Annotated in this window: 17 protein-coding genes; 4 read left to right on the top strand and 13 right to left on the bottom strand. The window is 44.0% G+C overall.

Translation table 11 applies throughout. The features are described from left to right. Nucleotides 1–275: 275 nt before the first annotated feature. On the bottom strand, nucleotides 276–1151 hold the full coding sequence (locus J7E32_RS20495) for a nucleotidyltransferase-like protein (protein WP_214911238.1): 876 nt from the start codon (nucleotides 1149–1151) through the stop codon (nucleotides 276–278). Between the two features lie 158 nt (nucleotides 1152–1309). Here J7E32_RS20495 and J7E32_RS20490 point away from each other — a divergent pair, with 158 nt between their 5' ends. After that, the gene (locus J7E32_RS20490) at nucleotides 1310–1660 is read left to right on the top strand and encodes a YgzB family protein (RefSeq protein WP_102261628.1); all 351 of its coding nucleotides are present in this window, start codon (nucleotides 1310–1312) and stop codon (nucleotides 1658–1660) included. Nucleotides 1661–1732: 72 nt separating this feature from the next. On the opposite strand, the gene perR is transcribed toward J7E32_RS20490, so the two are convergent. From perR to J7E32_RS20445, 9 genes are all read right to left on the bottom strand, one after another. Then, entirely contained in the window at nucleotides 1733–2176 is a 444-nt protein-coding gene (gene perR, locus J7E32_RS20485; protein ID WP_041967611.1) for a peroxide-responsive transcriptional repressor PerR, read from the bottom strand. 121 nt (nucleotides 2177–2297) lie between these two features. Beyond that, on the bottom strand, nucleotides 2298–2849 hold the full coding sequence (locus J7E32_RS20480; protein WP_214911236.1) for a cob(I)yrinic acid a,c-diamide adenosyltransferase: 552 nt from the start codon (nucleotides 2847–2849) through the stop codon (nucleotides 2298–2300). 3 nt (nucleotides 2850–2852) lie between these two features. Continuing rightward, nucleotides 2853–3797, bottom strand: a complete 945-nt coding sequence (locus J7E32_RS20475) for a D-2-hydroxyacid dehydrogenase (RefSeq protein ID WP_214911234.1) — start codon at nucleotides 3795–3797, stop codon at nucleotides 2853–2855. Nucleotides 3798–4007: 210 nt separating this feature from the next. Beyond that, on the bottom strand, nucleotides 4008–4874 hold the full coding sequence (locus tag J7E32_RS20470) for a TetR/AcrR family transcriptional regulator (protein ID WP_214911232.1): 867 nt from the start codon (nucleotides 4872–4874) through the stop codon (nucleotides 4008–4010). Between the two features lie 127 nt (nucleotides 4875–5001). Further along, entirely contained in the window at nucleotides 5002–5469 is a 468-nt protein-coding gene (bcp, locus tag J7E32_RS20465; RefSeq protein ID WP_214911230.1) for a thioredoxin-dependent thiol peroxidase, read from the bottom strand. Nucleotides 5470–5547: 78 nt separating this feature from the next. After that, nucleotides 5548–5955, bottom strand: a complete 408-nt coding sequence (locus J7E32_RS20460) for a potassium channel family protein (RefSeq protein WP_214911244.1) — start codon at nucleotides 5953–5955, stop codon at nucleotides 5548–5550. 596 nt (nucleotides 5956–6551) lie between these two features. Further along, nucleotides 6552–7337, bottom strand: coding sequence for an ABC transporter permease (locus J7E32_RS20455; protein ID WP_214911228.1), 786 nt, complete (start codon nucleotides 7335–7337; stop codon nucleotides 6552–6554). A gap of 3 nt (nucleotides 7338–7340) precedes the next feature. Further along, nucleotides 7341–8132, bottom strand: a complete 792-nt coding sequence (locus tag J7E32_RS20450; protein WP_214911226.1) for an ABC transporter permease — start codon at nucleotides 8130–8132, stop codon at nucleotides 7341–7343. After that, nucleotides 8125–9138, bottom strand: a complete 1014-nt coding sequence (locus J7E32_RS20445) for an ABC transporter ATP-binding protein (protein WP_214911224.1) — start codon at nucleotides 9136–9138, stop codon at nucleotides 8125–8127. The genes J7E32_RS20450 and J7E32_RS20445 overlap by 8 nt, the downstream gene beginning before the upstream one ends. A gap of 338 nt (nucleotides 9139–9476) precedes the next feature. Here J7E32_RS20445 and J7E32_RS20440 point away from each other — a divergent pair, with 338 nt between their 5' ends. The 3 genes from J7E32_RS20440 to J7E32_RS20430 all read left to right on the top strand — a co-directional run bounded on the left by J7E32_RS20440 (nucleotide 9477) and on the right by J7E32_RS20430 (nucleotide 17450). Further along, the gene (locus J7E32_RS20440; RefSeq protein ID WP_214911222.1) at nucleotides 9477–10772 is read left to right on the top strand and encodes a glutamate-1-semialdehyde 2,1-aminomutase; all 1296 of its coding nucleotides are present in this window, start codon (nucleotides 9477–9479) and stop codon (nucleotides 10770–10772) included. 341 nt (nucleotides 10773–11113) lie between these two features. Further along, on the top strand, nucleotides 11114–15583 hold the full coding sequence (locus J7E32_RS20435; protein ID WP_214911220.1) for a glutamate synthase-related protein: 4470 nt from the start codon (nucleotides 11114–11116) through the stop codon (nucleotides 15581–15583). Nucleotides 15584–16367: 784 nt separating this feature from the next. After that, entirely contained in the window at nucleotides 16368–17450 is a 1083-nt protein-coding gene (locus J7E32_RS20430) for an FUSC family protein (protein WP_214911218.1), read from the top strand. Between the two features lie 44 nt (nucleotides 17451–17494). Here J7E32_RS20430 and J7E32_RS20425 read toward each other — a convergent pair whose 3' ends face one another. The 3 genes from J7E32_RS20425 to J7E32_RS20415 all read right to left on the bottom strand — a co-directional run bounded on the left by J7E32_RS20425 (nucleotide 17495) and on the right by J7E32_RS20415 (nucleotide 21149). Continuing rightward, a complete protein-coding gene (locus tag J7E32_RS20425) occupies nucleotides 17495–18391 on the bottom strand; it encodes an ABC transporter permease (RefSeq protein ID WP_214911216.1) in 897 nt (298 codons plus the stop codon). Nucleotides 18392–18408: 17 nt separating this feature from the next. Next, on the bottom strand, nucleotides 18409–19413 hold the full coding sequence (locus J7E32_RS20420; RefSeq protein WP_214911215.1) for an ABC transporter permease: 1005 nt from the start codon (nucleotides 19411–19413) through the stop codon (nucleotides 18409–18411). 134 nt (nucleotides 19414–19547) lie between these two features. After that, nucleotides 19548–21149, bottom strand: coding sequence for an ABC transporter substrate-binding protein (locus J7E32_RS20415; RefSeq protein WP_214911213.1), 1602 nt, complete (start codon nucleotides 21147–21149; stop codon nucleotides 19548–19550). Nucleotides 21150–21236 lie beyond the last annotated feature (87 nt).

Raw genomic sequence — 21236 nt, 5'->3', positions numbered from 1 at the left:
TTCTATAATAGAAGCCATGATAAATTTATTGCTTGTTGACGCTTGTTTGTTTAGTTTTCAAAGAGCAAGTTAGTTAGCGCGTCGCCCAGAAGCGACTTTACTAATATAACATCCCGTGTTTTTTCTGTCAACAACTTTTTTCAAAAAATGTTATCGACCGAAAAGCACTTTTAAGTTTTCAACCGTCTGCCGCGAAAATGTTTTTGCTGTGTTCCGCAGCGACGGTTATTAATATACCAAGTAAATTTTAAATGGTCAATAGCTTTTTTGTTTTTTTAGGATAATTTTTCAGCAGATTGATAATATCTGTGGAAAATACCCTGTCCTTTTGTTTCAACATTTACTACATCAAGGATTTTCTTTTCTATCAAATATTCCACAAGAATACCGAGATCTACTGAGTAAGGAGCCAATTCAGGATGTGTCATCAATTCATTGAATGACCAGAATTCTTTACTCTCCATCACCTCTAGCAAATGCTGGCTGCCAACCCTCGTCCTTTTATGGATCAAGAATTCACTGGCGAGGAATAATAACTCCAACCGCTTTTCAATCGACTCTTCACTGCAAATCAATTCTTCATATAACTTATATATTTCCGGTTCAATCTGTTTGACTTGATGCCACACTGTAACCTCTGGATGAAAACCATTTTCGATTACCGCTAACCTTGCCAGGTGATGAAGCGAATGTACAACGTGATTATAGGCATCCAAATAATTAAAGCTGTCAAAGAGAACTTTTCCATCAGAATACCTTCTGATCAATTTGGCAAACTCGATCCCCATTTTGATTTTCCGGCCAAAGAAAGGAAACTCCCTGAGTTCATGCTTCAGGTTGGCGATCCGTTCATTCCTGTCAAAAACAATCTTCCCATTGTACAGCCAATCAAATATTTTTTTGTTATTGCCTATTAACAGCCAATCATTGATTTGTTTTTCAGTCACGATATGCATCGCTGCTTTTTTATCTTCATAAGAATAATGTTTTACAAAGACTGGATCATTATTTTCTTTTACTATAATAAGCAGGATGACATCAAATGTATCAGTGGCAGCGATGGCTTTTTGCCTCTTCTCAACCACCACTACTCCTACTGTATTAGGATGGCTTGCGCGTTCTTGATAAATCGAACGAAGGATATCCTCCATAATAAACTCCTCCATTTGTTTGTTAGCATATATGTTCGACAATTATATAAAATCTCCTGCATTTCCTCTAGACATTTTTCGACATTAACTTAGACTTTTTTATGATTATCTTGCCGCAAATGGTATGATATAGTTAGATTTTAGGGAGGGAAATTCCAATGGCTAAGTATTCTAATAAAATTAATAAAATCCGCACCTTTGCGTTAAGCCTTATATTTATCGGCTTCATCGTAATGTACGCAGGTATTTTCTTTCGGAACTCCCCATTAGTCATGACAATTTTCATGATTTTGGGATTGCTTTTCATTATAGCAAGCACCGTTGTTTATTTTTGGATTGGAATGTTATCGACAAAAACAGTTCAGGTAGTCTGCCCTAATTGCGGCAAGCATACTAAAATGCTTGGCCGAGTGGATATTTGCATGTATTGCAATGAACCATTAACTCTTGACCCATCTCTTGAAGGCAAGGAGTTTGACGAACAATACAATCGTAAACAACAAAAATAGAACTCGGCTGCAGCCGAGTTCTATTTTAATTTCAAAAAAAGAAACTGATAGCTATTGCCATCAGCAGTTAGATTAATGAACTTCCTTCGCAGAGCAATCCGGACAGGTGCCGTAAATCTCCATCCTGTGGTTACCGACCTTAAAACCCGTTACATGGGAAGCCAAGTGTTCTACTTCGTCTAGGCCTGGGTAATGGAAATCAACGATCTTCCCGCATTTGTCACAAATAACGTGATAATGATGGGAAGTCACAAAGTCAAAACGGCTTGATGCATCTCCATATGTCAATTCCTTTACCAATCCAACTTCACGGAATACTCTCAAATTATTATAAACTGTCGCGACGCTCATATTAGGGAATTTCCCTTCAAGCGCTTTATATATTTCATCAGCTGTTGGGTGCGACATTGAGTTTATTAAAAATTCGAGTATCGCATGACGTTGCGGAGTAATACGGACTCCTGTATCCTTCAAGGTATCCAGGGCTTCTTTTAACTGACTCTGTACCACCGCCATGCACCTCACTTTACTTAAAATTATCATTCTTATTTTATAATATTTATAAATAGTGTACTAATTTCATTCCACTTTTGTCAATATTGCCACATCACAAACATTTACAATTACAGTATTCATATTAATTTTGATGCAAGGTCTGTTCCTTTGATCCCATATGCATGTTCACATATCTCGCTGCGACAAACAGGAAATCGGAGAGTCGATTCAAATAGGAAAGGACAAGCGGATTAACTTCTTCTCCCAGTTCAACAGCCAGACGTTCTGCACGTCTTGCAACAGTCCTTGCTACATGAAGCGCTGCGCCTGCCTGATGACCTCCAGGGAGAATAAAGTTGGTCAATTGCGGAAGTGCTGCATCCCAGGCATCAATCTTGTCCTCTAGTTCTTCGATGTCTTTTTCCTGGAGAGTCCACTTCACATTTTTCCCAGATGGTGTAGCAAGTTCTGCACCGACATGGAACAATGCCGTCTGGATTTTATGGAACATTCCCTGCATTTCTTCTTTGCCGCTGAAATACTCTCCGTTCAAATAGCTTAAAGCAAGCCCAATCATTGAATTCGTTTCATCACATGTACCGTAGGCTTCTACACGTATATCATTCTTGGCCACCCTTGTTCCATAAATAAGCGAAGTTGTTCCTTTATCACCTGTCTTTGTGTAAATCTTCATCTCCTAGTACCCCCTGTCCATGTCTATTACATTTAGATAATCCGAACCTTTTTTAATATATGTATGCAGATTATGTTTAAAAATTTCAAAAGATCTTGGCAGATAGTTCTTCGTAAGGCTTGAAATATGGGGCGTTACTGTTACATTCTCCATCATCCAGAATGGGTGGTTTTCTTTAAGTGGTTCCTCGTAAAATACATCCAAATAAGCATGTGCTATCTTTTTTTCCTGAAGTGCTGCTATTAAAACCTCATCCTTAACTAAATCCCCACGTCCAATGTTAATAAAAACCGCAGTATCCTTCATTATTTCAAAATCGCTGCCATCGAGAAAATGTTTTGTTTCGCTCGTGCTTGGCATTACGGAGACAATGAAATCCGCTTCCGGCATGGCCTCTCGATAGTTGTCCATCGTATATATTTCGTCAGCCCATTCTGCTTCACGGCCACTTCGGTTCACACCAATTGTCTTCATATTGAAGGCTTTTGCCAGCCGCGCCACTTCTCCGCCAATTGCCCCTATACCTAGAATGAGCAATGTCTTGCCGTATAATTCTCCCATCGGCAATTTACGCTCCCATGACTCGTCTTGTTCATTAGTCCACAGGGATCTCATTTGTTTAACATGCTGGAGCATCATGCCAATTGTAAATTCAGCCATCGGAATTTTATGTATACCCCTGACATTGGTTACAAGAATCCCCCGCTTCTTGCAGGCCTCGAAAGGCATTCTGTCCAGTCCGGCAGACATGACCATGATCCATCTTAATTTATCAGCCTTGTAAATCAGTTCTTCAGTTAAATCCTCACCGTATGTAAGGAAAATCTCTGCATCCAAAAATAATTCTTCATTGATTCCTTTATGGAATTCAAAGCTGACTTGGGGAAATTCTTTCTTCACATCTTCCTGCAAAGCCTCTGCAGGCAGAATGGAGGAGTATATTTTCATTCAGACCAAACCTTTCGTTCTATTGTCATATTAATAATTGTATTAATTTTCACTTTATTAAACAACTTACAAGACTATAAATACATAAAAAAAGGCGGGCTGTTGTAGCCCGCTAAATCGTTTGAGGAGGTATGCCCTAATACAATGATATTCAGTTAAAGCTAAAATGAATGGACAGAAGCCTGTATTGATAAAAATAGGCGGCTTATTTTATTGTTTCAATCCATAGAAATCTGAAATGGCCTCTCGGTAGGTGTCCAGCGATTGTTCAATCTTGAAGTTTGATAGCATCCCCTGGATCACCGGAATCCGCGGCGATTCTCTTTCTACCTCACTTTCAAGCACCTCAAGCGAAACATTCAAGTCTTCGTTATTTTCAAGAGTGGAAATCGCCCGTTTCATTTTTTTCAGGATCGTTTTAATATCCTGCCCATCCGCAAGGAAGTACGCTTTTGTTTTACTAATAAGTTCTTTGACTTTTTCTTCGGAGGCTACAGGATTCTCTCCCTCCAGCCCGACCACTATTGAGTCGACTCTTCTCAGAATATATTCCACTAATTGCTCAATCTTGAAGCCATCCGGACTGAATAACAGCAGTTTCATATATGAGTTGAAAAATCCTTCAAGCATGAGAGCTAAGTCCCAAAGATGCGGTTCAGCTTTTTCTCCGTAAATCGCACGCAGACTGTTTTGATAATAAACTTGCGCTTCATAATACTTGCGGAGCATCAAGTCTTTTACCTCTTCATTCAAGGGAATTGCCTGCTCCCTTGATTGCATGATGATGAATTCCTTATGTTCAATCATCGTATTGAATAACGCTGTAAGCTGCAATGAAAACTTTTCTCTAGGAGACAGTTGTTCCTGTTCATACACTTCGAGCTTCTTTTCAATATAATCAAAGTAATATTCAAGGATTGCGATCAACAAAGCATCCTTGGATTTAAAGTATAAATAGAATGCTCCTTTGGAGATTCCGCTTTCTGAAACAATTTCCTGGATTGAGGTTGAAGCAAATCCTTTTGTCGCATAGAGCTTAATCGCTGCTTCAATAATTGCTTTTTCCTTTTCCTTCACCGTTAAGCCTCCCCAACTTTTAAAAATACGAATGACTGACTGGTCATAGTTTTATTATCGTACCCTATTATATCTTAAAACTATCCCCAATTCAGCAAAAAGACAGCCTAACCCGGCTGTCCTCACATTATAGACTTTCTTTTATATATTCGAGGGCCTCTTCAACATGACCTTTCACTTTTACTTTTCTCCATTCCTTAACTAGATTGCCATCCTTGTCAATGATGAAGGTTGAACGTTCAATTCCCATGTATTCCTTGCCAAAGTTCTTTTTTAGCTTCCAAACTTCGTAATCCTCGGCTGTTTTATGATCTTCATCAGCCAAAAGCAGGAATGGCAATCCGTGCTTTTCGATGAATTTTTCATGGCGATTGATCGGGTCCGGACTGACGCCAAGAACGACCGCATTCACTCCTTCGAAACTCTCGTGATGATCCCTGAAATCACACGCTTCCGTTGTGCATCCAGGAGTCATATCCTTCGGGTAAAAATAAAGCACTACATTCTTCCCTGCAAAATCAGAAAGTTTGACTGTTTCACCATTGCTGGCCGGCAGTTCAAATTCCGGAGCTTTTTCTCCAATTACTAATGCCATTATGTATCCCTCCAAAATCAGATCTATTTAGCTTTAGCCTATCTAATTTTGAACCGGAATACAAATCAAAGGAATGCGTTATGATCGTTTTTGGTCAAACATCGCCCTCGTTACAAAGGCAGCTGGAATCGTGTAGCCAATGAGCGCTTCCAAAACAGCGATCGCCCTTCCTATCCCGACCGGCGCAATATCGCCATACCCTACAGAAAAAAGCGTAATGGCGCTGAAGTACATGCTGGTGGACATCCTTTCATATGAAGATGTACTCGGACGCATGCTGATATCAGAAAGTACCCATATCCCTTTTAGATCCAGCAAATAATACAATAGTCCAAATGCCGCCATAACCGTAGCGTAAATCAGCGCAAGTGTGACGAAATTCTCGAACGATACCTGTTTCCCTTTTATCTTGTGAGGAATAAATAGTGTTCTCAGACTCAAAAATATCGCTAAAATGATTAAAATAACCGAAAAGTAAAATTGCATGCTCATGCCTCATTTCCTGCTTCTCTCCCTTCAACTATACGCTGGTGAAATCAGGAGTATGCAAGCAAGTCCATGTAGCGGAATAGGAGCTTTAAAGTTAATACCCCGCCCGAAGTCAACCTTACTTGTGACAGCTTTTCCTCTTTTAAGCCCAAACCTGGCTGAAGTTGACCTCTCTTTTGACAGCTTTTCTCCGTTTGGCATCAAACCTGTCTGAAGTTGAACGTTCTTTTGACAACTTTTCTCCGTTTGGCGTCAAACCTGTCTGAAGTTGAACGTTCTTTTGACAGCTTTTCTCCTTTTGGCAACAAACCTGTCTGAAGTTGAACCTTCTTTTGACAGATTTTCTCCGTTTGGCATTAAACTTGTCCGAAGTTCCCCCTACTTTTGACAGCTTTTCTCCGTGTGGCATCAAACCTGTCTGAAGTTACCCTTTCTTCTGACAGCTTTTCTCTGTTTGGCATCATACCTGTCTGAAGTTCCCCCTTCTTTTGACAGCTTTTCCTCTTCCAAGCCAAAACCTGTCTGAACCTGAAGCTTAACCTACATAGAAAGACCGCAGCACGTTTATGGCTGCGGTCTTTCTGAATATATATTCAATTCCCGGCTCCCCGGTATCTTTTCACGCCTTCATTCCAGATGAAAACAGACAGGCTGAAAAACACGAGCCCGATCACTGGTGTCAGAAACGAGTAACCGTACCACTCGTCGCGTCCCAGGAAATAAGCGGCCGGATAGACTCCGACAAAAGCGAATGGCAAGATCCAGGTCAAGACAAACCGGATTGCTTTGTTATAAATATCCACAGGATAACGTCCATAGTTGCCGATATTGTACATCATCGGCATGATCGACGTCCGGGCATCTGCCCAGAAGCTGATGCAGGCGATCATGACGAAAATGCCGGCATAAACAAGAACACCGCCGAGAACAAATAAAACAAACAAGAAAGGATCAGACCAGCTCACATCAAGGCCGAGGCGGCTTCCGGCATAAAACATGACGGCCAGCCCAGTCACGGCCCCAAACAATGATTCCAGCTCCATCCGCTCAAGGATAATCTGGAACAGGCTATGAATCGGTCTTGTCAGGATTCTATCCAGCTCCCCTTTTACAATATACCGCTCATTGAAATCCCAGATGTTGAAGAAAGACGAAAAGAGCGCATATGGCACAAGGAAAAATCCATAAATGAAGATGATTTCATCACGGCTCCAGCCGTTAAGGAATTCGGTATGGTCAAAGACTACCAGAATAAAAATCAGGTTGACGGCCTGAAACAATAAATCTGAAAAGATCTCAACAACCAAATCTGCCCGGTATTCGAGCCTTGTCTTCATATACTGGGCGACATATTGAAAAAACATACTGAAGTAAAACATTCGTCACCCTCCCTGTATAATCAACTGTTTTTTAGCAATGACCCAAAGAACCTGAATAGGGATCACTAATATCAACACCCACGCAGCCTGAAGCATAAGCCCTTCGACTGCCTCACTCCCAGTGAAGCCATTTGTAAAAATCATGCTTGGAATATAGCTGATCCCCTGGAACGGAAGAAATCCCATGACTTCCTGGGCCCAGCCAGGAAAGAAGCTGATCGGCAGCAGCAAGCCTGAAAACAGGTCAATCAGTACACGCTTGGCTCGGATCAGGCCTGTATTATTATATAGAAAGAAAGTGGTGATTCCTGTCAGCAGGTTCAATTGTGTGTTGATTAAAAAGCTCAGCACGATCGAAATCGCGAACAATCCCCATGTCATGGCATCTGCTGAAAACTCCATAGGGAATATCAAGGAAACAATGACCATACCTGGCGCCGAGAAGAAGAACAGCCTGAAAATCCCTTCACCCAGTCCCTGCATCGTTTTCATTCCGAGATAGTTATACGGCCTTATCAATTCAACAGCTACCTTGCCTTCCTTGATTTCCGTCGCCATCTCCCGGTCGATATTGTTAAAATAAAACGCCCTTGCCATCCAGGCAACCGCTACATAAGTCGTCATTTGGACAGCACTTAGGCCTTCGATTTCACTTTTCCCGCCGTAAATCGCATTCCAGAGAAAATAATAAGCCCCGATATTGATACTGTAGATCAAGATTCCTGTGTAGTAATTGGTCCTGTATGCCAGCATCATCAAAAATCGGATGCGGATCATTTCGATATATTTATCCATGCTGCGTCATACCTTTATCATAGATATTACGGATGATTTCTTCTGTGGATGGCTCGTTGATTTTCACGTCCCTGACCTTATAGGCAGCAACCGTCCGGGCAATCACCTGGGATACTGTTTCCTCATCATCCCCTGTTACAGCAGTAAAAATCTGTTTTCTTTCATCCAGCTCCCATTTAATATCAAGGTCACCAGTCAAAGCTTCAAGCCGATTGAGTTCAGCTTTTTCAAGAAATTCGAAGCTGATTTCCTTTCCTTCTCCCCATCTTTCCTTCAAGCTTTTCAGCGCGCCATCATAAATGATATTTCCTTCATCAAGCATAACGACCCGCTCGCATAACGCTTCGATATCAGTCAGGTCATGGGTCGTAAGCAGAATTGTCGTATTGTATTTTTCATTGATTTCCTTCAAAAACTCCCTGATTTTCAACTTGACTAGCACATCCAAGCCAATCGTCGGCTCATCAAGGAACAGCAGCGGCGGATTATGGATCAGCGCGGCGGCAAGTTCACAGCGCATCCTCTGTCCAAGGGAGAGCTTCCTTACCGGTTTATCAAGCAAAGGCTCAAGATCAAGTGTCTTGATGACATGATCCATATGCTCGTTATAATGGGCGTCCGAAACTTTATAGACCTTTTTCAATAGCCGGAAAGATTCCTGGACGGCGATGTCCCACCAGAGCTGGGAGCGCTGCCCGAATACGACGCCGATCGTCTGGACGAATCTTTCCCGTTCCTTATGGGGATTCATGCCATTGACGATGACACTTCCTGATGTTGGGGTCAGGATCCCGGTCAGCATCTTAATGGTCGTCGATTTCCCGGCTCCATTCTCTCCAATGTAACCGACCATCTCTCCCTGTTTGACAGTAAAATTGATATCGTTCACTGCAGGAACGATTTTATAATTGCGTGTAAAAAGATCACGAAAGGCTCCCGATAATCCGGAACGGCTTGAATAAGCCTTGAATTCCTTCCGCAGCCCGTTCACTTCAATGGCATTCATTTTGATTTCCTCCTTTGGTCACTCAAACAGTTTAGCCAATCCTTCTTGCAAAAACAATTGCTATGCCTCATTTCCCCTGTCTGTCAGATGGTAGTTTAACCCCCTAAAGGAGGAATATTAAGCCACCCGTCCCTCAGATATGAACAGGATGATGACCAGGAGCAACATCACTCCATGAATAAAATTCATAAATGCCTATTTCTTGCCGTCCAGGTTCGAAAAGTAGTTCACTGCTTTTGGGGCTTTTTTTCAATCAAAATGAACGAAAAGTGAAACAATCTGTAAAAAGCAGAAATAATGATAAAATAGAAAAGCAGTTACATATAGGAGGTTTTACGATGCAAAGAACGAATTCCGAGCGAATACATAGCGAAGCTCTTGAACATATCGTAGGCGGTGTCAATAGTCCATCCCGTTCGTACAAGGCGGTCGGCGGCGGAGCCCCTATCGTGATGGAGCGTGCCCATGGCGCATACTTCTGGGATGTGGACGGCAATCAGTATATCGATTATTTAGCAGCATACGGCCCGATCATTACTGGTCATGCTCACCCACATATAACAGAAGCAATCAAAAGGGCCGCTGAGACAGGAGTCCTTTACGGAACACCGACTCCACATGAAGTCAAATTCGCTAAAATGCTGAAGGAAGCAATGCCGGCACTTGATAAGGTGCGCTTGGTCAATTCCGGGACAGAGGCAGTGATGACGACGATTCGTGTGGCGCGTGCCTACACAGGGCGGGACAAAATCATCAAATTCGCAGGCTGTTATCATGGCCATTCCGATCTCGTGCTAGTTGCGGCTGGCTCTGGTCCATCTACTCTGGGAACTCCAGACTCAGCTGGCGTCCCAAAAAGCATTGCCCAGGAAGTCATCACGGTGCCATTCAATGATATTGAACCTTTCAAGGAAGCTCTTGAAAAATGGGGCGATCAGATTGCGGCTGTTTTAGTGGAGCCGATTGTCGGCAACTTCGGTATCGTTGAGCCTAAACCCGGTTTCATGGAAGAAGTGAAGGAGCTTACCCATCAGGCAGGATCGCTGCTTATTTTCGATGAGGTCATCACTGCTTTCCGATTTATGTATGGCGGAGCCCAGGACATGCTGGGTATTACTCCAGATTTGACGGCTATGGGTAAAATCATTGGCGGCGGCCTGCCGATCGGTGCTTACGGCGGACGAGCCGAAGTCATGGAAAAGGTTGCACCACTTGGGCCTGCTTATCAGGCCGGAACGATGGCCGGAAACCCGGCTTCCATTCTTTCAGGCATCGCTTGTCTCGAGGTGCTTAAACAGGATGGTGTCTACGATTATCTTGACCAGCTCGGCGCGATGCTCGAGGAAGGGATCACGTCTTCAGCAAGCAAGCATGGCATTCCTATCACGATTAATCGCCTGAAGGGTGCCCTGACCATCTATTTTACAACTGAAAGAATTGAGAATTATGAGCAGGCTGAGAACACGGATGGCGAAATGTTCGCGCGCTTCTTCAATCTGATGCTTGAGCAAGGAATCAACCTAGCACCTTCCAAATATGAAGCTTGGTTCGTGACCATCGCCCACTCTCAGGAGGATATCGAAGCAACCCTGCATGCAGTTGATCAGGCATTTTATTCAATGGCAAATGAATAAATATACAACTTTTTATACATAACAGGTACCAGCCAGGTGCCTGTTATTTTTATCACTCTAAATGAAACCGTTTACATTTCAAGGTGTATTTTATTTCTATCTTCACTTCTGTAATATTCCACCATCCAAATTAATGTATAATTAATTGATTTCTGAAAATTCTTATGATATGATTGCTATTAATATTTTAAAATCGCCATTCAAGTGGCCGCTTAAAATCCCTGCTTTAAAATCCCGTCTTAGAGTTACACCCTCATGTACCAAGCTATCAAACTACAGATTATAGATTATTTTTTCAGGAGGTGAAACGGCTTAAAAGAATCCTTTATAAGCCGATTTTTATGACAACACAATGGAACCCTTCCCAATTCAAAGACTTTTCAAGATTTGAGCACGATGCCTGCGGGATCGTTGCCAGCATTGAAAAGAAGAAAATCCCTACACGCGAGAATATTTTCCACTGCATCAACGGCCTGGTCACAATGAACCACCGCGCTGGTTTTATTAATGGCGAGGGTGACGGTGTTGGGGTGCACATCGACATTCCACGCGCTCTATGGAAGGAAAAGCTTTCCGTAGCGGGTGCAGAGGTCAATGCCGTTGATCAAGAGAACTTTGTGGTCGGACATGTTTTTATCACAAGGACCGAGCAGGCGAAAGCGATTCAGGATGAGCTTGAAGCAAAGCTTGCAGAACAGAATATGGAACTGATTTTTTCATCAACCGATGTCACTGACTCCGGAGCGCTCGGACCGATTGCGATTCAGGAGAATCCTGTATTCTGGCAGTTCGCATGCCTTGCAAACGAAGCAGGTCAGGATCTTTCCAGCAAATTGTTTGATATGATTGTAGATTTCGAGAAGAACGATCAGGTTCATGTCGCCTCCCTTAGCCAATACCATGCAGTTTATAAGGTAATGGGTGCAGGAGACATCCTTCCGAAATACTATCATGACCTGGCCAGCCCGCTTGTGGCATCGACAATGACACTTGGACACAACCGCTATTCAACTAATACTCTATCAAGCTTTTTCCGTGTCCAGCCGTTCAGCGTCCTAGGCCATAACGGTGAAATCAATACGATTGCAAGACTTCGCGATGAAGCCCGCATGGTCAATGTTCCGCTCGTAAAAGACGGCAGTGACTCACAGGATCTTAGCCGTACACTTGAAACCTTTATTTGTCGTGACGGATATTCATTGTTTGAGGCGATGGACATGATGTTCCCGCCGATCATCAATGAAATCAAAGCTTATCCAGAACATATGCAAGATTTATATACTTATATACGCGAAGCATGGGGCCATTTTGCCCAGGGACCTGCAGGCATCATTTCACGCTTTGGTGATGAAGCAGTATTTAGTGTAGATGCACTAGGCTTGCGCCCGCTATGGATGATAGAAACTGAGAGTTCATACCTGTTTTCATCAGAGCCGGGAATTATCCCTTCAACTGAGTACACAGGTGAGCCGAAACCTCTCGCACCCGGCGAAAAGGTTGGTCTGAAGTGGAATGGAGATACAATTGAAGTATTTGAAATGGCACAATTCCAGGGTGAAGTTTTCAAGCGTTTTTCAGAGCGCCTTGCCTTCCAGGAAGCCCGACATCGCCTAGCAGGACCTCAGCTTGCTAAGACGGTTACAATGACCTATCCGGAAAAAATCCATAACGGACAATATAAAGCATTTGGCTGGGAGCGTGACCACGTCCAGCTCGTCGAACAGATGGCTGAAAAAGGCGCGGAACCAATCCGCTCGCTTGGACACGACGCTCCCCTAGCCGCGATGAATCCAGAACGCAAGAATATCGCTGATTTTATAAAAGAAAGTGTTGCTGTCGTAACGAATCCCGCCATAGACCGCGATCGTGAAGCTGAACATTTCTCAACACGGACAGTACTCGGCAAGCGCCCTGCTCTTTTCGGCAAATCCGAGACAGGTAAAGTCGTAGAATTGATCACTCCTCTTCTTGTAGAGGGAAAAGCGGGCTACGAGGTTTCACAGGAAACTGGGCAGCCAAGCATGGACCAGGTTATCCAGTGCTACCAGGGTGATAAACTTGCAGCATACCTGGAAACTGTTTTCCACAATGATGAAACTGTCAAGGAAGCACTTGAAAGGCTTGCTGCTGAAGCAATTGCAGCTGTTAAGGACGGCAAAACATTGCTTGTTCTTGATGACGCAATGGCCCACCAGGAAAATGCACTTTGGCTCGACCCGCATCTTGTTGTTTCGGCGATCGACCAGGCCCTTGTAAAAGAAGGCTTGCGCCGTGACTGCTCTCTCTTGCTGCGTTCGGCATCATTAAGGTCGCTGCATGATATCATCGTCGCACTTGGACTTGGCGCAGATGCAGTCAGCCCTTACTATATGTTCATGACAGTGTTAGATGAGTCCGTCAAGCCGCTCGTTAATCTATACAGCGCGTTGACTAAAGGCCTTGAAAAAGTCATTTCTACTATTGGTATTCATGAATTGCGAGGATACGGACGTTTATTCTCAAGCATAGGCCTAAACGATGAAGTAGCAGATTATTTAGTGATCGTGAACTTCTTCGGTTCCAATGAACTTGCATACAATTTCGAAGCGATGAAAGAAGATGCACTTAAAAGAGCAGAAGATTTCCAGAATGAAAAAGAACGGATCGGCAAAACGTTCCACCTCTTCCCTCGTATCTGGAAGGCGATTGGCGAAGTTGCTTCTACTGGAGATTACAGCGTCTATCGCGAAAAAATTTCCGAACAGGAAGACAGCAACCCGACAACCATCCGTCATTTGACTGGATTGAAGAAGGCTGACTCCGGAGTTTCACCTGAGGAAGTTGAAATTGGTGTTGGCGACCACAGCCTGCCGTTCGTCATCGCATCGATGTCATTCGGTTCTCAAAATGAAATTGCTTTCCGTGCTTATGCTGAAGGTGCTGATCGCCTGAACATGGTCAGCATGAACGGTGAGGGCGGCGAAATCAAGGATATGCTTGGCAAGTACCCTCGTACACGCGGCCAGCAGGTTGCATCCGGACGTTTCGGAGTCAATGCGGAATTGCTGAACTCGTCCAACCTTCTGGAAATCAAAATTGGCCAGGGCGCGAAGCCTGGTGAAGGCGGACACCTTCCTGGATCAAAGGTTACCGCTAAAATCGCGGAAGCAAGGAATGCGACGATTGGATCGGATTTGATTTCACCATCAAACAACCATGATATCTATTCAATCGAGGACCTTGCGCAAATGATTCATGAGCTAAAAACAGCCAATGACCAGGCACGTGTTGCCGTTAAGGTCCCTGTTGTTCCGAATATCGGTACGATTGCTGTCGGTATAGCGAAAGCAGGCGCGGACATCATCACATTGAGCGGCTTCGACGGCGGTACTGGTGCTGCCCGTATCCATGCTCTTCAATATGTCGGCCTTCCAGCAGAAATCGGCATCAAAGCGGCACATAACGCCCTGCTTGAAGCAGGATTGCGCGACAATGTCGAGCTATGGGCCGACGGCGGCGTCAAGAGTGCTCAGGACGTCATTAAATACATGCTTCTAGGAGCGAATCGCGTCGGCTTCGGTACGCTGTCAATGCTTGCCATTGGCTGTACAACTTGCCGCGGCTGCCATCTTGACACTTGCCATGTCGGTATTGCGACACAAATCGATTCAGAAGCACAGGCAAAGGAACATGGACTGCGCCGATTCGTACCGCGCCAGTTCGATCTTGCCGTCCAGGGAATCATGAATCTGTTCACTGCTTTTGGCAACGAGCTTAAATCCCTCGCTGCATCTGCAGGCATCAAAAACCTGCAGGAAGCAGTCGGACGCTCAGATTTGCTGGAACAAATCAAAGGAAATGACTTGCTTGATTTAACATATTTACTGAAGCCGCTTGAGATTGGCCAAATCACGCATCAAAAAGAAGCCGCCGCTTCCCTTGCTTCTGCACAGCTTCAGGTTGCTGCAGGCGCTGAATATCTTGATGCTGTCGACGAGGAGCTTCATCAGTCACGTGAATTCCAGGCTGTTACTGCTGAGCAGCGTGTGCTTGCAAGCAGGGTTTCATGCCACAGGGTTCGCGGACGTCTGGATGGTTCCTACAGAAAGCTGCAGCCAGTCACGCTCCGTTACAAAGGCTCCATCCTCGGTAATGGACTTGGCGCTTACAACACGGACGGCATCAACATAGAAATTGATGGCGGCGGCCAGGACGGAGTCGGCAAGACTTCATTCGGCGGTGCAATTTTGATCGCAAAATCATCTGGCAAGGACGGCGGTTTCTACAACGGTTCTGTCGGTAAAGGATTTGGCTATGGTGCCCAGAAAGGCTTGCTCGTAGCACAGGGCAATGCAGATGCACGTGCTGGAATCCGTTTATCAGGCGCCGACATGATCATCGGCGGCCTTGTGAAGAAGCCAATTCCTGAAAAAGAATTCGGCAATATCGGAACAAACGCTAATATCAAAGGCTTCGCTTTTGAATACATGACCAACGGACGCGGGCTTGTCCTCGGCGATCCAGGACCTTGGATTTGCGCAGGCATGACAGGCGGTGTCGTTTACCTGAGACACCAGCCGGAGATGGGACTGACAAAAGAAGCCATCGCCCGCCGAGTCGCCAAAGGCGCCAAGGTTTCCATCGAAACGCTATCAGCAAAAGGCATCAACGATGTAAAAGAATTACTCGCCAACTACATCAAATTGGTTAAAAACAATGGCCAGGAAAGCGAAGCTGCTGACCTCGCCCTTCTACTGGAACATCCTGAAGATCACTTCATCCAAGTTGTTCCTGTTAAAGAGCAGGCAGACCCAGCAGTATCAACTGAATGATTTGAAGTTAGTGGCCCCGCTGAAACGGGGCCATTTAATTTTTCTTAGTAGGATTCTTAGTAAGGAGCCTCCAGTGAATCATTATTAGATTATCGTTCGATGCGCTCTGGAAAAAGTAATTCATGAAGATTTTATAAGCCTGAATTCCGGTCTGATCAAGAAAAAGGGCTCATAGACATAAGCCCGAATTGAGGTCTAATCGAGAAAAAGGGCTCATAGACAGGATTCTATAAGCCCGAATTGAGGTCTAATCATGAAAATGGGCTCATAGACAGATTCTATAAGCCCAAATTGAGGTCTAATCATAAAAAAGGGCTCATAGACAGGATTCTATAAGCCCGAATTGAGGTCTAATCATGAAAATGGGCTCATAGACAGATTCTACAAGCCCAAATTGAGGTCAAATCATAAAAAAGGGCTCATAGACAGATTCTATAAGCCCAAATTGAGGTTTGTTCATGAAAATGGGCTCATAGAAAGATTCTATAAGCCCAAATTGAAATCAAATCATGAAAATGGGCTCATAGACAGATTCTACAAGCTCGAATTGAATATATTCCTCCAGTTCAAGAATCCTTCAATAATTCCTGAATAAGTGGAATTCCATTCTAATAGACATGTAACCACTTACATTTAAAACAGGCTTGTTTTTCGTTAAATTGTCGCTTGAACTTATTGGATTTCCGTTGTATAGTACATAATTGTTTAGTTTTAAACAAAATGGTTTAAAGTATTAATTAATGAATGAGATTTTCTGTCTCTGAATGAAAGGAATTCACTTCCCATGAAACTTGGTGCCCGCATACTGAAAACGGGAATTGCCATTACACTTGCCTTATTTTTATCGCATATTTTTGATCTTCCATCTCCGGTATTTGCCGGGATTGCTGCGATTTTTGCCCTGCAGCCAACTGTATACCGCTCTTATCAATCAATTATTGAACATATCCAGGGCAATCTGATTGGAGCCGCGACCGCTGTTTTATTCGTTATGGCGTTCGGCAACAGCATTTTCATTATCGGACTTGCCGCAGTACTTGTTATTACTTTAAACCTTAAGCTGAAACTGGGAAACACAATATCACTTTCCCTTGTCACATTGATTGCGATCATGGAGACACCTGGTGATGATTTCATCCAGTTCGCGCTGATTCGTTTCTCGACAATCATGCTTGGGGTTGTATCGGCATTCATTGTGAACCTCGTGTTCCTGCCGCCAAAGTATGAAAATAAATTGTATTACAAGAGTTCTATTTTATCAGAGGAAATTACGAAGTGGATCAGGCTGAGCACACGTCACGCTTCCGAGCATCAGCTCCTGAAGGCAGATATCGAGAAACTGCGCGAGGCCATCATCAAGCTGGATCAGCTATATATGATGTATAAGGAAGAACGAGATTATTTTAAAAATAACACACTTGCAAAATCAAGGAAGCTTGTCATTTACAGGCAGATGATCAACACCGTAAAAAAATCACTTGAAACATTAAAAAGGCTTCACCGCTACGAAAATGAATTCAACCAGCTTCCAGTCGAATTCCAGGAAGTCATCCAGCACCAGCTGGATTGCCTGATCAACCATCATGAGCAGGTGATGCTTAAGTACGTAGGCAAAGTAAGGCCTGAAGCATCCTATATAGAGGGTGAGGTCTGCCTGAATAAGAAGCAGCTGTTTGAATTATTTTTAGCACAAAGAACTGAGCTGGCTCAAAGTAACAGCCAAATGCTCTATCATGTCATGCAGCTGGTTTCGATCATCATGGAATATGGCGAGCAGGTCGAGCACCTGGACACTCTCGTAACCAGCTTCCAGTCCTACCATAAAGATGATAGCAATGTAACGATTGAACAAAATACGGAAATTTAAAAGCAGCTGGGTTATCAGCTGCTTTTTTTCTTACCCATATCAAGTTAACTTTTCATTCTAGGATCCAATGCATCTCTGAGTCCGTCGCCCATGAGGTTGAATCCCAGTACGGTCAGCATTATTGCCAGACCAGGGAATATCATGGTCCATGGTGCCTGGATCATATAGTCTTTCGCGTCTGCGAGCATCTTTCCCCATTCAGGATTTGGCGCATCCGCACCTAGCCCAAGGAATCCTAGTGCAGCAGCTTCAATGATTGCCGTGGCAATCGCAAGCGTGCCCTGGACAATGATTGGCGCCATACTGTTCGGAAGGATGTGCTGGAACAAAATCCTTCTGTCCTTCATCCCGATCGCCTTGGCGGCCATAATATATTCCTCTTCTTTAACACTCAGTACCCTTGAACGGATCAGCCTTCCGAAATTCGGAATATTGATTATGGCAATGGCTATCAGCGCATTCCGAAGTGAAGGTCCAAGAACGGCTACAATCGCAATCGCCAATAAGATACTCGGGAATGCCAGCATAATATCAAATGCTCTTGAAATGATTGTGTCGACCCATCTGCCGTAGTATCCTGCAAGGATTCCCAGCAGACAGCCGACAACAATTGAACCCATTACCGCAAAGGTCCCTACCCATAAGGAAATCCTGGCACCATATATCACTCTGGATAAGATATCTCGTCCAAAATCATCTGTGCCAAGCCAGTGGTCAGCTGAAGGAGCCTGAAGACGAACCTCCATTTTCTGATCATTGATACCTTCTGGCGCAATCAATGGTGCGAAAATAGCCAGCAAGATAAAAAACAGGACGATAGCTGTTCCAACGAGAGCCAATTTATTTTTCTTAAAGCTATACCATGCTTCTGCCCAGGGAGACGCCACTTTTTCCTCTACCTGCACGGTTGGCGGCATTTGTTTTTGAGTTGATATCTCCATCTGTCTCTCCCCTTCCATCAACGGTATTTGATCCGAGGATCAATTGCTGCGTACAATAAGTCAACTACTAGATTGATAAGTACAAAGATCAAGGCAATAATCAGGATTCCGGATTGGATAACAGGATAATCACGATAATTGATCGCTTCGTAGATATATCGGCCAATTCCCGGCCAACTGAAAATTGTCTCAGTCAGGATCGCTCCGCCAAGCAGAAGTCCCGTCTGCAAGCCTATGATAGTCAATACAGGGATGATCGCATTTTTAAGGGAGTGTTTATAAACAACCCAGAACATGCTCAAACCCTTTGCCCTTGCAGTCCTGATAAAATCTGACCTCATCACCTCAAGCATCGTGGAACGAGTAATCCTCGCTATGATGGCCATCGGGATTGTCGCCAGCGCCATAGCTGGCAGCACTAAATGCTTCAAGACCTCGACAAACTGGTCAGTACGTCCCTGGATCAGGGTATCTATGATATAAAAGTTCGTGATTGCATCGACTGGATTCCGCACTTCCTCACGCCCGGAAGTCGGCAGGATATCCAGATTGATGGCAAACAGCCACTGTTCCATCAAACCGAGCCAGAAAATCGGCATCGATACACCGACAAGCGCCAGGACCATCGCGCCGTAATCAAACCATGAATTTTGGAACCATGCACTGACGATTCCGGCATTTACTCCTATGACAATTGCAATTAACATCGCAACAAAAGACAGTTCCATCGTTGCTGCAAGATATGGCCATATTTCACTGCTGATAGCTGACTTCGTTCTTAGAGATTCCCCTAGATCACCCGTCAGCAGCCCTCCAAGATATGTAAAATATTGTACATACCAAGGCTGGTCAAGTCCCAGTTCCCTTGTTAAATCTGCTATTGCTTCTTTAGTCGCCAGCTGCCCGAGAATGACTTGGGCGGGATCGCCAGGGATTGCTCTGATCATAAAAAATACAATAAGTGAAAGACCCAATAGTACAGGAATTAGTGAAAAAATCCTTCTGACAGAATAGGCAAACACCTTCCCACCTCTTTTCTTGATGTAAAGCGTAAGCGCCTTTTTCAGGCGCTGGAGCTAGACATTACTTATTATGAATAATTCCATTTGTTCAAAAGAAAAGGGAGAATGCATATGTTCTCCCTTTTCCTGATGCATTATTTTTTGAATTCAACAGTTGCCAGGATATCGGATCCAGTTGGATGTGCCTTGAAGCCAGTAACGTCTGCTCTTCCTGCAAGTGCAGGCTCAGAGTGGACAAGTGGAATCCAAGGAGCATCTTCCTTGATTAACAATTGAGCTTCTTTATACAATTTTTCACGTTCAGCCTGGTCATTTGTGGACTGAGCCTTAATGAATAGATCGTGCACTTCCTGGTTAGCGTAGCGTGCGTAGTTATTGCTGTCGATATTATCCTGGTCTAGTAGTACATACAGGAAGTTATCAGCGTCACCATTGTCGCCAGTCCAGCCTAGAAGGAATGTGTCTGCTTCACCAGTACGAGCTTTTTCAAGATAAGTTGCCCACTCGTAAGAAACAATCTTTGCTTTTACACCTACTTCAGCAAAGTCTTTCTGAAGAGCTTCAGCAACTTTCTTACCGTCTGGCATATAAGGTCTTGCAACTGGCATTGCCCATAGTTCCATTTCAAAACCATCTTCATATCCAGCTTCCTTAAGAAGTTCCTTTGCCTTCTCAGGGTCGTATTCATAAGCTTCCACATCATCGTTGTAGCCAGCTACCGATTTCGGCATTGGGTTTTTCGCAGGCTCAGCAGCACCAGCATAGAAAGCATCGATGAGCGCTTGCTTATTGACCGCGTGGTTCAATGCCTGGCGAACCTTTTTGTCTTTCATTGGCCCGCGCTCATTGTTCAACCCGAGGTATGCAACATTCAATGATGGACGATAGAATGTCTGAAGGTCAGCATTTTTTTCGATTGACTCAACATCACTGAAGTTCACTCCATCGATGATGTCTACTTCACCAGTGTTCAATGCATTCAAACGAGCTGAGTTTTCAGGAATGACACGGAAGATGACTTCATCAAGCTTAGGAAGCCCTTCTTCCCAGTAATCTTCATTTTTAACAAGAGTTACCCTGTCATTGCGCTTCCATTCTTTGAATTTGAATGGCCCAGTACCTACTGGATTTTCAATGAATTTATCGCCATACTTTTCAATCGCAGCAGGGCTTGCGATTCCAAATGGAGACATTGCAAGGTTTTTGTAGAATGGAGCTAGAATACGGTTCAATGTGAATTCTACTGTATGCTCATCTACTGCCTTAACTTCCTTGATTACATCGCCAAATTGTGAGTTATAGTAGTAGAATTGTTCCTTATTGCCGGCCATCCAGCGCTCGAAGTTGAAAACTACAGCTTCAGCATTGAAATCAGTGCCGTCATGGAATTTAACACCTTTACGAAGCTTTAAAGTGTGTTTCAGTCCATCAGGAGATTCTTCCCAGCTTTCTGCAAGACCTGGGTGGATCTCTGTATCCTGCTCACCGAACTCGATGAGAGTTTCATAGATGTTTTTTGTTACTTTGAAAGCTTCACCTTCTGTTGTCACAGCTGGATCGAGCGATGTTGAATCACCGCCGCGCCCAAATACAAGAGTTCCGCCAGACGATGAACCGCCGTCAGAACCAGACTCCCCGCCCGTTTTCTTGCCGCCGGATTCATTATTACAGCCGGCAAGCCCCAGGCTAAGGATAAGGATAAAAGCAAAAAACATTAATCCAAAACGCCTTTTCATATTCTTCCCCCTTGTTTTTTCGGACTGGTTTTATGTATCCAGTCCATAATATCTATCATCTATGCTGTTTATCCTGCACACATTCCT

This window comes from Bacillus sp. ISL-55, assembly GCF_018613155.1.
Lineage (GTDB): Bacteria > Bacillota > Bacilli > Bacillales > Cytobacillaceae > Mesobacillus.
The sequence above is the reverse complement of the archived record's forward strand: the minus strand, read 5'-3'. Positions and strand labels throughout refer to the sequence as shown.

Excerpts from the sequence above, each read along its gene's own strand:
- J7E32_RS20460 (WP_214911244.1), bottom strand. The coding sequence starts at position 5,955 with ATGCAATTTTACTTTTCGGTTATTTTAATCATTTTAGCGATATTTTTG.
- J7E32_RS20425 (WP_214911216.1), bottom strand. The coding sequence starts at position 18,391 with ATGGAGATATCAACTCAAAAACAAATGCCGCCAACCGTGCAGGTAGAG.
- J7E32_RS20445 (WP_214911224.1), bottom strand. The coding sequence starts at position 9,138 with ATGAATGCCATTGAAGTGAACGGGCTGCGGAAGGAATTCAAGGCTTAT.
- perR (WP_041967611.1), bottom strand. The coding sequence starts at position 2,176 with ATGGCGGTGGTACAGAGTCAGTTAAAAGAAGCCCTGGATACCTTGAAG.
- J7E32_RS20475 (WP_214911234.1), bottom strand. The coding sequence starts at position 3,797 with ATGAAAATATACTCCTCCATTCTGCCTGCAGAGGCTTTGCAGGAAGAT.
- J7E32_RS20490 (WP_102261628.1), top strand. The coding sequence starts at position 1,310 with ATGGCTAAGTATTCTAATAAAATTAATAAAATCCGCACCTTTGCGTTA.
- J7E32_RS20415 (WP_214911213.1), bottom strand. The coding sequence starts at position 21,149 with ATGAAAAGGCGTTTTGGATTAATGTTTTTTGCTTTTATCCTTATCCTT.
- J7E32_RS20440 (WP_214911222.1), top strand. The coding sequence starts at position 9,477 with ATGCAAAGAACGAATTCCGAGCGAATACATAGCGAAGCTCTTGAACAT.
- J7E32_RS20435 (WP_214911220.1), top strand. The coding sequence starts at position 11,114 with ATGACAACACAATGGAACCCTTCCCAATTCAAAGACTTTTCAAGATTT.
- J7E32_RS20430 (WP_214911218.1), top strand. The coding sequence starts at position 16,368 with ATGAAACTTGGTGCCCGCATACTGAAAACGGGAATTGCCATTACACTT.
- bcp (WP_214911230.1), bottom strand. The coding sequence starts at position 5,469 with ATGGCATTAGTAATTGGAGAAAAAGCTCCGGAATTTGAACTGCCGGCC.
- J7E32_RS20480 (WP_214911236.1), bottom strand. The coding sequence starts at position 2,849 with ATGAAGATTTACACAAAGACAGGTGATAAAGGAACAACTTCGCTTATT.
- J7E32_RS20455 (WP_214911228.1), bottom strand. The coding sequence starts at position 7,337 with ATGTTTTACTTCAGTATGTTTTTTCAATATGTCGCCCAGTATATGAAG.
- J7E32_RS20495 (WP_214911238.1), bottom strand. The coding sequence starts at position 1,151 with ATGGAGGATATCCTTCGTTCGATTTATCAAGAACGCGCAAGCCATCCT.
- J7E32_RS20450 (WP_214911226.1), bottom strand. The coding sequence starts at position 8,132 with ATGGATAAATATATCGAAATGATCCGCATCCGATTTTTGATGATGCTG.